This is a genomic window from Fructilactobacillus sp. X2R1C1, from assembly GCF_059901435.1.
Map to the genome: position 1 here is coordinate 1 of NZ_JBWXUV010000105.1, position 261 is coordinate 261.

Sequence of the window (261 nt, forward strand, 5' to 3'; positions counted from 1 at the left end):
GGCTACGAGTTGGTATCCGACGGATACCCTGCTGATGGCTTTACTTTCAACACTGACAATCCAACCTTTACCGTTGTCCTGAAGCACAAGACTAGGGAAGTTACACCGGACAATCCAGGAAACCCAGGACAACCAATTGATCCAAACAATCCAGACGGACCTCATTATCCAGACGGAACTGGTGTAACTGACCTAACTAAGAACATTACGAGAAAGGTTCACTACGTTTATGCTGATGGTAGTAAAGCTTCAGAAGATCGC

1 protein-coding gene is annotated in these 261 nt (G+C 46.0%); it reads left to right on the top strand.

The window, feature by feature from the left end:
• A partial coding sequence (locus AC6UDG_RS07665; RefSeq protein WP_500706986.1) for a mucin-binding protein occupies positions 1-261 on the top strand: 261 nt, incomplete at both ends.